Consider the following 10,647-nt stretch of genomic DNA (forward strand, 5'->3'; position numbering starts at 1 on the left):
CGACCTGCGCTACTACGACACCGACCTGAAGAAGGGCGACTGCAACGCCTTCACCAGCGACTTCACCGCGAAGTTTGACGGCAGCTTCACCGCCGTCAACCCGGGTGGCTTCGGCTCCAACTGGTGCAGCGCGGCTGGCGTCGCCAAGCTCTCGTTCGACCTGACGGCGATGAGCAACCTGAAGTAAGTTTCTTCCCGGAACGACTTGACGAGGGCGGCAGAGCGATCTGCCGCCCTTTTGCTTTGGGGAGAGGTGAGGCGGGGTCGACCTCGGGGGCGAGGCTGGCCACGAGATTACAAAGGTGCCCCTGCGGCTTGAAATGTGAGCCGGGAGAGCGGCGCTTACGCCCTGGACTCCGTCCTTGCGAGCGCAGCGAAGCAATCCAGAAATGCCGCCGCGGAGGCAGTCTGGATTGCTTCGTCGCAAGAGCTCCTCGCCATGACGAGGCCCGAGTTGGGGCTGCGGCGTCCCGAGGGCCGGAAGCCGCCCACCCGGTTCTTTCGACGCGATAGTCGGCGAGGGGCGCCTCTCAGCGTGCCGCGCTTGGCTCCGCCGCGGCCGGCTTGCCGGCATCGCCGAGAACGTGAATGTCACCGTGCTCCACCATCGCCATTTTGCGGGTGTGGAAGGCGTCGAGCGTCGAGCGGTGCCCGATCGAGACGATCGTGGCCTGCGGCAGCTTCTCCACCAGCAGCCGGTAGAGCCGGGCCTCGGACGGCTCGTCCAGCGAGGCGGTGGCCTCGTCCAGGAACAGATAGTCCGGCCCATGCAGCAGCGCGCGGGCAAGCCCCAGGCGCTGCTGCTCGCCGAGCGACAGCATCCGGTTCCAGTGGCCGTCCTCCTCGAGCCGCTCGGCGAGATCAGGCAGCCCGACCGCGATCAGCGCGTCCCGGATCCGTGCGGTCTCGAATGCGCCCGGAGCGGCCGGGTAGACCACGGAGTCGCGCAGCAGTCCGACCGGGAAATAGGGGCGCTGCGGCAGCATCATCAGCTTCGCCTTCTCGGGGATGAAGATGGTGCCGGTGCCGAACGGCCAGATGCCGGCGATGGCACGGAACAGCGTCGACTTGCCCGAGCCCGACGGCCCGGTCACCAGCACGCGTTCCGGTGCCTGGACGGCAAACGCGTCGGCAGCGACCAGCGGCGTGCCGTTTGGCAGGTTCACGCAGAGCTGCTCGAGGCCGATACTGCGGTTGCCGCCCGCCGCGCTGAGGGTGATCGCCGGCTCATGCGCCGGCAGGTTTACGGCCGACTCGACCGACATCTCGAAGCCGTCCAGACGCGCGACGATGGCGCGCCATTCCGCAAGCGATCGATAGGCCACGACGAAGAACGACAGCGCACCCTGCACGCTCGAGAAGGCGGACGCCGTCTGCATCATGTCGCCGAGCTGGATCTTCTTGGCGAAGAACGCCGGCGCCACCAGCACGTAGGGAAAGATCACGGCAGCCTGCTGATAGCTCGCCGTGAAGGCGGTGAGGCGCTTGGTCCGGCCCATGATCGCGTACCAATTGCCGATCACGAAGCCGAACCGATCCAGCAGACGGCTGCGTTCGGCGCCTTCGCCCTTCAACAGTGCGATCTGCTCGGAGTTCTCGCGCACCCGGACCAGGTTGAAGCGGAAATCTGCCTCGTAGCGCTGCTGCTCGAAATTGAGGTTGACCAGCGGCGTGCCGATCCAGTGCGTCAGCGCGGTGCCGAAGATCGCGTAGATCAGCGCAATCCAGCACAGATAGCCGGGGATCATGATGTCGGCGCCGAACAGGTGCAGCGGCGCGGCGTTGGAGAGGCCCCAGAGGATGATCACGAACGAGAACAGCGTCACGACCGACGAGAGCAGTCCGAGCCCGATGACCAGGGTCTGCTCGACGAAGTTCTTGACGTCGTCGGTGATGCGCTGGTCCGGGTTGTCGGCGGCGTCGCCCTTGAGCTGCATGCGGTAATGCGTGGAGCCGTCGAGCCATTCGCCGAGATAGTGTTTGGTCAGCCACTGCCGCCAGCGGATCTGGAGCCACTGGTTCAGGTAGAGCTTGTAGACGGCCAGCGCGATTGCGGTGAAGGCAAGGGCGATGAAGATCCAGATCTCCCTGACAAAAGTGTCCCAGTCACTTGTCTGGAGCGAGCTGTAGAACCGGTTCTGCCACTGGTTCACCAGCACGTCGATCGCGACCAGGGCCAGCTCGATCGCGATGACAGCGGCGAGTAGGCCGCGGCCGGCCCATTTGTCTTCCGATCGGAAATAGGGGACGGCGATTCGCCAGACAATCGCGAGCGTGGCGCGGATGTTCTTCACAGAGCTGGATCTCCTGCGGGGGTATGCGCAAATGCCTGAAGCCAAACGCTTGAGACAACGGCGAAAATCAGTGCGCTTAGACTAAAGTCGCAAATTCTGCAATTTGCGTTGGCTTGTCCGCCCTTGCAACCCTAGCATGGGCACAACGGCGCGGGGTGGGGGCCTCCGGGATTTCGCGAGCTTGTGAGCGGACGGGAACCGCTACATTCGCGAGGAATTCGCGTCCAACTCGGGGGTTATCGCCTCAGCGTCAAGCAGGGATCGGCTGTCCACGCGGGCCGCCTGCCTTACACATGCGTGGGGAGGAAGACCATGTGGAATCAAGTCTATGACCCGCTGCACAGCGCCGTGCTGTCGACGATCGCGGCGGCAGTACCCGTCGTCACGCTGCTGGTCCTGATTGCGAGCGGCCGCGTCCAGGCCCATATCGCGGCCGTCATCGCCGTGATCGTGGCCAACCTGATCACGATCTTCGTCTTCACCATGCCGGCGAACATGTCGATCCGCGCCTCGGTGCTGGGCATCGTCACCGGCTTCTTCCCGATCGGCTGGATCGTTCTCAATGTCATCTTCCTCTACCAGGTGACGGTGACCACCGGACGCTTCGAGCTCTTGAAGCGTGCGGTGGGCGGGGTCACCGAAGACCGCCGCCTGCAATTGCTGCTGATCGCGTTCTCGTTCGGTGCCTTCTTCGAGGGCGCTTCCGGCTTCGGCACGCCGGTCGCGATTACCGGCGCCGTGCTGATCGGGCTCGGCTTCTCGCCGCTCGCGGCTAGCGGCCTGTCGCTGATCGCCAACACCGCGCCGGTCGCCTATGGCGCGCTGGGCACGCCGATCCAGGGCCTTGCCTCGGTCACCGGGCTCGATCCCTACATCCTCGGCGCGATGGTCGGACGGCAGCTGCCGTTCTTCTCGCTCATCGTGCCGTTCTGGGTGGTGTGGGCGTTCGCGGGCTGGAAGGGCATGAAGGACGTCTGGCCTGCGATCCTGGTCACCGGCGTGTCGTTCGCGATCCCGCAATTCGTGATCTCGAACTTCATCAATCCGTGGATCGTCGACATCGGCGCGTCGCTGATCTCGATGGGCGCGCTGATCCTGTTCCTGAAGGTCTGGCAGCCCAGGCAGCTCTGGCTGTCGCCGGCGCTGCGCGGCCGCGATGAATCGGCCGCCACCATGGCCGCGGCAAAGCCGATGGACAAGACGCCGCTGACGCAAAGCGAGCTCTTCAGCGCGCTGCTGCCGTGGATCATGGTCTGCATCGTGATGCTGGTCTGGGGCAATGGCGGCTTCAAGACCTGGGCGAACTCGATCTTCACCTGGAACTATCCCGTGCCCGAGCTGCACCAGATGATCAACAAGATGCCGCCGGTCGCCCCAGGGCCGACCAAGGAGAGCGCGGTGTTCAGCTTCACCTACCTGTCCTTCACCGGCACGGGCATGCTGATCGCGGCGATCATCTCCGGTATCCTGATGGGCGTCGGTCCCGGCAAGCTGTTGATCCAGTATGGCCGCACCATCCGGCTGTGCGCGATCTCGCTGATCACGATCTCGGCGATGCTCGCGATCGGCACGCTGACGCGCCTGTCCGGCGTCGACGCCACGCTCGGCCTCGCCTTCGCCGCGACCGGCGTGCTGTATCCCTTCTTCGGCACGCTGCTCGGCTGGCTCGGCGTGGCGCTGACGGGATCGGACACCGCCTCCAACGTGCTGTTCGGCAACCTGCAGAAGATCACCTCCGAGCAGCTCGGCCTCTCGCCGATCCTGATGGGCGCGGCGAACTCCTCCGGCGGCGTGATGGGCAAGATGATCGACGCGCAATCGATCGTGGTCGCGTCGACCGCGACCAATTGGTACGGCCACGAAGGCACGATCCTGCGCTTCGTGTTCTGGCACTCGATCGTGCTCGCCTGCCTCGTCGGCGTGCTCGTGACGTTGCAGGCCTATGTCTGGCCGTTCACGGCGATGGTGCTGAAGTAGCAGGCCCCACTTCAACGCAAATCCCCGCGAGGTTCACCCTCGCGGGGATTTTTGCGTCCGCCGCGGGCGAACCTTCTCAATGGCGCTGCCGTCTTATAGAAGGTGCGGCAAATCAGGTCGGTCGAGAGGTTTCATGGTTTCGCTCAAGCAGATGGTGTGTGTGGCGGTTGCAATGCTCGCGATGTCTCCTGTCGCGCGTGCCGAAGACGGCTTCCCCTTCGGCACCGAGATGACGCTCGAGGCGCTGCCGCAGCCCGGCTCGAAGCGGATTCCGAACATCGAGATCGGCGACAATGGCGAGGTCGTGCTGGAGCTCTGGTGCAAGGGCGGCAAGGGCCAGTTCTCGGTGGCCGGCAACACCGTGATCTTCGTTCCCGGCCAGATCCAGGACCGCTCCTGCCCGCCGGCGCGGGCCCAGGCCGATGACGATCTCGTCGCGGCGCTGGGCAGCGTCGAGACCTGGAAGCGCCAGGGCGACGTGCTCACGCTGCTCGGCCCCAAGCCGCTGCGCTTCCGCGTCAACGGGAATTAGATCGCGCTCGCTGTCGTGCCCCGGCTTGACCGGGGCACCCAGTACGCCGCGGCGCCTCTATTCAATCGCAACCGTCTCGGAATACTGGATCGCCCGGTCCCGGCTCCGCCAAGGCTACGCCGGGCCACGAGGGTGCTCGGCCGGCGAAGCTTTAGCGAAGACGGCAAGCCGGGCGATGACCGAGAGTTGGTGCGTTGGTTACTTCCACACCGACTTGTCGGCGTCCCAGCGCTGGCCCTTCAGCTCCTTGACGAGCGCCTCGACCGAGCCGTTGTCGTCGGGCTGATCGCCTTCCTCGTCGGCCGAAGCTTCGTCCGAGAGATTGAGCTTGGCCCCGCTGCTCTCATCGCTGGTCGTGGTCGCGGGGCTGCCGATCCAGAGCATGAGCTTGTCGGTCGTGCCGGGCTTGTCGGGCGAGACCAGGCCCGCGACCTCGATCGTGTCGGTGAGCTCGAGCGCCGGGAAATCCTGGTTCGGCCGCTTGAACACCAGCTTGAGCTTGCCGGTGGCCGGGTTGAAGCTTTGCGAGACCGGCTTTGCCGCGAGCGTCCTGCTCAGCACGCCCGCAACCGCGGTCGCGAGCTTGTCGCGGTTGATCCTGTCGCCGTCGCGCCAGTCGGCGGCGGGGATGCGGATGGTGCGGTCCATCTCGGTCATGCCCGCGGTCCAGCCCGCGGCGGTGACGCCCGGCATCGCCTTGAATTTTGCGAGCAGGGCGCCTGCGCGTTCCGGATCGACCGACATGTTGATGGTCTGCTCGCCGGCGCGCAGCGCATCGCAGCCGACGGTGAGGCTTGCCAGCGCCACCTCGACGTCCTGGCCCTTCAGGCTCTTCAGGAACTCGGTCGCGGCCTCCAGCTTGACCTTGACCGCGATCGCTTCCGGCGAGACGTCGGTGAAATCCTTCGGCTGCGGCGTGATGCCGTCGTCGGAGGTCTGGTTGTCCAGAAATTCCCTCTCGCTGAGATCGGAATTATCGGGCGAGGTGACTTCGGTCACGGCCTGGCCGATGCCGATCTGGCCGCGGAATTCGAAAGTGTCTCCGGTCGGCTTGCGCAACAGCTTGACGGTGACCGGCGCCTTCTCGCCGAGGCTCTGCGTCGTGCCCGTCAGCGACTGGCCCGCGACCTGGAGGTTGACGACGAAGCGGTCCTTGCGGTCGGAATTTTTTGCCACGGGATAGCAGACGTCGAGCGTCGCGGCCGTCACGGTCTTGCCCTGGCGCGTCTCCTTGAGGATCACGTCGGCATTGCCGTCCATCAATCCGTCGATCGAGGTGAAATAGCGCGTCTCGGTTCCGCCCGGCGCCGTGGCCTTCGGCGACAGCTTCATCTGGGCGAATGCGACCTCGGGCGAAACCGCAAGCAAGGCCGCCAGAAGGGCCGTGGAGCAAACCAGAAGCGCGCGCATCGACGAAATCCTCGAGCAAGGGAGCATGATCCGGAAAAGTGTGACGCGGTTTTCCGAAAAGATCATGCTCGAACAATAACCTAGGCGCGATGACGACTCGTTCCCGTCTCGCCGCGCTTTAGAATCGGCGCGTCACCGTAGTGGGTTTTGGCCGTCGGTTGAATCGGAAAGCTTGGGCCATGGTCGGCAAAAAAGAAGGCCGCCCGGAGGCGGCCTTCGCAACGCTGTGATGGAACGGATCGGCCTTAGAAGCCGCCCATGCCGCCGCCGGCCGGCATCGCGGGCGCAGCTTCCTTCTTCGGCGTCTCGGCGACCATGGCCTCGGTGGTCACCAGCAGGCCGGCGATCGAGGCGGCGTCCTGGAGTGCGGTGCGCACCACCTTGGCGGGGTCGATGATGCCCTTCTCGACCATGTCGACATAGTCCTCGTTCTGGGCGTCGAAGCCGAAGGTCTCGGACTTGTTCTCCAGGATCTTGCCGACCACGATCGAGCCTTCGAGGCCCGCGTTCTCGGAGATCTGGCGGACCGGGGCTTCCAGCGCCTTCAGCACGATGTTGATGCCGGCCTGGACGTCGTCATTGGCGTTGGTGAGACGGCCGACCGCCTTCTTGGCGCGGAGCAGCGCGACGCCGCCGCCGGGGACGATGCCTTCCTGCACCGCGGCGCGGGTGGCGTTGAGCGCGTCCTCGACGCGATCCTTCTTCTCCTTGACCTCGATCTCGGTGGCGCCGCCGACGCGGATCACCGCGACGCCGCCGGCAAGCTTGGCGAGACGCTCCTGGAGCTTCTCACGGTCGTAGTCCGAGGTGGTCTCCTCGATCTGCGCCTTGATCTGGCCGACGCGGGCCTCGATGTCCGGCTTCTTGCCGGCGCCCTTGACGATCGTGGTGTTCTCCTTGTCGATCACCACCTTGCCGGCGCGTCCCAGCATCTTCACCGTGACGTTCTCGAGCTTGATGCCGAGCTCTTCCGAGATCAGCTGGCCGCCGGTCAGGATCGCGAGATCCTCCAGCATGGCCTTGCGGCGGTCGCCGAAGCCCGGCGCCTTGACGGCGGCAACCTTGAGGCCGCCACGGAGACGGTTGACGACCAGGGTGGCCAGCGCCTCGCCCTCGACGTCCTCGGCGATGATGACGAGCGGCTTGCCGGACTGCACCACGGCTTCCAGCACCGGCAGCATGGCCTGGAGGCCGGAGAGCTTCTTCTCGTGCAGGAGGATGTAGGCGTCCTCGAGCTCGGCGGTCATCTTCTCGGCATTGGTGACGAAGTAGGGCGACAGATAGCCGCGGTCGAACTTCATGCCCTCGACGATGTCGACCTCGGTGTCGAGCGACTTGTTCTCCTCGACGGTGATGACGCCCTCGTTGCCGACCTTCTGCATCGCCTGGGCGATCATCTTGCCGATGGCGGCATCGCCGTTGGCCGAGATGGTGCCGACCTGGGCGACCTCGGAGGAGGACGCGACCGGCTTGGCGCGCTTCTCGATGTCCTTGACGACCGCTGCGACCGCGATGTCGATACCGCGCTTGAGGTCCATCGGGTTCATGCCGGCGGCAACCGCCTTGGCGCCTTCGCGCACGATCGCCTGGGCCAGCACGGTCGCGGTGGTGGTGCCGTCGCCGGCGAGGTCGTTGGTCTTGGAGGCGACCTCACGGACCATCTGGGCGCCCATGTTCTCGAACTTGTCCTCGAGCTCGATCTCCTTGGCGACGGTGACGCCGTCCTTGGTGATGCGGGGCGCACCGAACGACTTCTCGATGAGGACGTTGCGGCCCTTCGGGCCGAGCGTCACCTTGACGGCGTTRGCGAGAAYGTCGACGCCGCGCAGCATGCGTTCGCGCGCGTCTCCGGAAAACTTGACGTCTTTGGCAGCCATGTTCTGCAATCCCTTGTGTTTCGTGATGTGTCTTGCTGTTTGTTCGTCGCATCAATTCCGGGATCCGTGGGGCGAACCCGGCGGAATGATGGATGCCCGGATCGAGCGATCCGGGCATGGCATTCAGCGGCCGTTCAGGCGTTTGGCCTTAGGCCATCACACCCATGATGTCCGACTCCTTCATGATCAGGAGCTCTTCATTGTCGATCTTGACCTCGGTGCCCGACCACTTGCCGAACAGCACGCGGTCGCCGACCTTGAGGTCGATCGGGATCAGCTTGCCGGCCTCGTCGCGGCCACCGGGGCCGACGGCGACGACTTCGCCCTGGGACGGCTTTTCCTTGGCGGTGTCCGGAATGATGATGCCGCCCTTGGTCTTTTCCTCGGCGTCGATACGTTTGACCACGACACGGTCATGCAGCGGACGAAATTTGGATTTAGCCATGACGTTTCCCTTTGGAGGCTCGCTTCGGAAGCAACGGAAGTGGGTGGGGGCGGCGCTGTCGTCCGCCCCCGTCCCGAGGATCGAACGACGCGCTTAGCAATCGGTCTTTCCGAGTGCTAATAGTGGGCTGGGAAATATGGCTTGGCCGCGATCCTGTCAAGCAAAGGTGGTTAAGCGATTGGTGAGGCGGATATAGGATTGTGGCTCCAGAAACTTATTTGCGGTGCCGGCGTATTAAAGGACGTCATTGCTCCGACAGCGGTTTTGCGCTTGGCTGCCGAAGGGGTGCGGCCGCGGTCTTGGTCGGGGGCACTTTGCTCGGGGGAATAGCATGATCAGTTCAGCTCACGTGCGCACGGTTGCCAATCTGGCGGCCGCTTCCATGTTGGCGCTGCTGCTGGGCGCCTGTGGCGGCGGCATGAGCCTGCCGTCCTTCTCCTCGTCCTCGCCGCCGCCCGAGGCCGAGCCCGGCACCGGGCCGGAAATGCCGGCGTCGATCCGCGCCGACGAGATCGTCGGCCGCTGGGGTCTCGCCTCGTTCCAGAACCCGGCCGACCGCGCCCGGACCGAGGCCGCCGCGCGGGCCCAGTGCAAGAATCCCTACGTCATCACCGCCGGCTCCTCCGGCGGCGTGATCATGCATCTCGCCGACCAGGCCACGCCGCAGGAATTGCGGCTGAAGGGTTCGCCCAGCGGCAAGAACTATATCGGACCGGCGGGCCCGACGCCGGGCGAGCAGGACCGCGAGATCGTCTCCTTCGACGGCCGCGTCCTGATCACCCGCTTCATCGACAAGGACGCCGCCACCCGCTACGGCAACATGGTCTACGTCCGCTGCGCGCCGCGGGCGTGATGTTCTTCCCGTCATTCCGGGGCGATGCGAAAGCATCGAACCCGGAATATCGAGATTCCGGGTTCGGTCCTGCGGACCGCCCCGGAATGACAGCGTGAGATAAAATCCCCCAAAAACAAAAAACGCCGGCTCGCGCCGGCGTTTGTATTTCGGTCTGTCGCGTCCGCTCAGTCGAACAGCGCGTCGATGTCGTCCTGCGAGGCATGGCCGACGTCGCCGGCGAGCTTCGGGCCGTTGAGGAGCTTTTCATCCTCGCCGCGGGTGTCGATCTGCGGCACGATGTGGGACTTGATCGCGTCGACGCCGCCCCAGATCTCCATCATCGCATTGATGTGCTGCTCGATGAACTTCATCGTGGTCATGACCTTGCTGATGCGCTGGCCGGTCAGGTCCTGGAAGTTGCAGGCTTCGAAGATCGAGATGACGCGTTCCTGGATGTCGTCGGCCAGGCGCTTCTGCTGGTCGGCCGAGTCGACCTTGGACATCGCGCTGGCCGCCTGGTCGATCGATTCGGCGGCTTCGAGAATCTGCTGGGTCGCCTGCTCGGTGCCGCCGACGACCGCGCCGAGCTCGCCATTGACCTTGGCCATTTCGCCACCGTCGAAGCTCTTGCCGTGCAGCGTCGCGATCTCGCGCTTGGTGCGGTCGATGGCGTCATGGATGAGGTCGAGCTCGACCTTCAGCTTCTCGCACTGCTCGATCTGCGCCCGGTACGTGTCGAGCATGGTGCGCGCTTCGGAAAGCTCGTGGGCCGTGGAAGCGTCGATCGCGGCCATGGCTGCGCTGCCGGACAAAGGTGCGGGCGCAATGCCTTTCGCCATCTGTGCGCGGATCGCACGCAGCTCGGCCATGATCTCGCTGTGCATCGGCGCAGCCTCCTCAATCATTTCGGGGCTGGGCATCTCGCCGACAATAGCCTCTTCGACACGAAAACGTTTGCGGTGAATAGCCATCAGGAACTCCCCCCACCTCACTCACGCGTCTTTGTAGGCAGAAGCGATTTAACACGAAGTTCACAGCAGGAACTGTTGTGCGGCCGTGCGCGACGGCGCGAAAACCGGCGGTTAACCATGCATTTGCGGCGTTCACCGAAAATAAACGCTGATCGCCAAATTGGGCCTCGCTTGACGGCGTGGTGAATCGAAACGCCGTTTCCGTTTACCAAACAAAGCGGCTTTTGCTCTTTATTGACCACGTCGCGAGCGTGGGTCAGCCAGCGCGTTCGACGGCGAATGCAACTAGACGAAACAGTACAGAGT

Annotated in this window: 8 protein-coding genes and 1 pseudogene; 4 read left to right on the forward strand and 5 right to left on the reverse strand. The window is 64.7% G+C overall.

Translation table 11 applies throughout. The features are described 5' to 3' along the window. Positions 1-187, forward strand: a pseudogene (locus tag ACXJL8_RS21900) (TorF family putative porin); the annotation flags it as partial. A 343-nt stretch (positions 188-530) separates the two neighbouring features. Here ACXJL8_RS21900 and ACXJL8_RS21905 read toward each other — a convergent pair. Next, positions 531-2,294: an ABC transporter ATP-binding protein/permease gene (locus tag ACXJL8_RS21905; RefSeq protein WP_456617513.1), complete on the reverse strand. Its 1,764-nt coding sequence runs from the start codon at positions 2,292-2,294 to the stop codon at positions 531-533. A gap of 312 nt (positions 2,295-2,606) precedes the next feature. Between ACXJL8_RS21905 and ACXJL8_RS21910 the strand changes: the two genes are divergently transcribed. Together ACXJL8_RS21910 and ACXJL8_RS21915 are read left to right on the forward strand one after the other, a co-directional pair. Further along, positions 2,607-4,271: an L-lactate permease gene (locus ACXJL8_RS21910; protein ID WP_456617514.1), complete on the forward strand. Its 1,665-nt coding sequence runs from the start codon at positions 2,607-2,609 to the stop codon at positions 4,269-4,271. A 133-nt stretch (positions 4,272-4,404) separates the two neighbouring features. Next, positions 4,405-4,803 (forward strand): META domain-containing protein, encoded by a 399-nt coding sequence (locus tag ACXJL8_RS21915; RefSeq protein ID WP_456617515.1) that lies wholly within the window; start codon positions 4,405-4,407, stop codon positions 4,801-4,803. A 198-nt stretch (positions 4,804-5,001) separates the two neighbouring features. On the opposite strand, the gene ACXJL8_RS21920 is transcribed toward ACXJL8_RS21915, so the two are convergent. The 3 genes from ACXJL8_RS21920 to ACXJL8_RS21930 all read right to left on the reverse strand — a co-directional run bounded on the left by ACXJL8_RS21920 (position 5,002) and on the right by ACXJL8_RS21930 (position 8,535). Beyond that, entirely contained in the window at positions 5,002-6,213 is a 1,212-nt protein-coding gene (locus ACXJL8_RS21920; RefSeq protein WP_456617516.1) for a hypothetical protein, read from the reverse strand. A gap of 245 nt (positions 6,214-6,458) precedes the next feature. Next, entirely contained in the window at positions 6,459-8,090 is a 1,632-nt protein-coding gene (gene groL, locus ACXJL8_RS21925; RefSeq protein ID WP_456685564.1) for a chaperonin GroEL, read from the reverse strand. 148 nt (positions 8,091-8,238) lie between these two features. Continuing rightward, complete coding sequence (locus tag ACXJL8_RS21930; protein ID WP_014491914.1) at positions 8,239-8,535, reverse strand: co-chaperone GroES; 297 nt, start codon at positions 8,533-8,535, stop codon at positions 8,239-8,241. Positions 8,536-8,866: 331 nt separating this feature from the next. On the opposite strand from ACXJL8_RS21930, the gene ACXJL8_RS21935 reads away from it, so the two are divergent. Beyond that, the gene (locus ACXJL8_RS21935) at positions 8,867-9,388 is read left to right on the forward strand and encodes a hypothetical protein (protein WP_456617518.1); all 522 of its coding nucleotides are present in this window, start codon (positions 8,867-8,869) and stop codon (positions 9,386-9,388) included. Positions 9,389-9,555: 167 nt separating this feature from the next. On the opposite strand, the gene ACXJL8_RS21940 is transcribed toward ACXJL8_RS21935, so the two are convergent. Further along, positions 9,556-10,341 (reverse strand): protein phosphatase CheZ, encoded by a 786-nt coding sequence (locus ACXJL8_RS21940; protein ID WP_456617519.1) that lies wholly within the window; start codon positions 10,339-10,341, stop codon positions 9,556-9,558. Positions 10,342-10,647 lie beyond the last annotated feature (306 nt).

This window comes from Bradyrhizobium sp. P5_C11_2 (genome assembly GCF_054049755.1).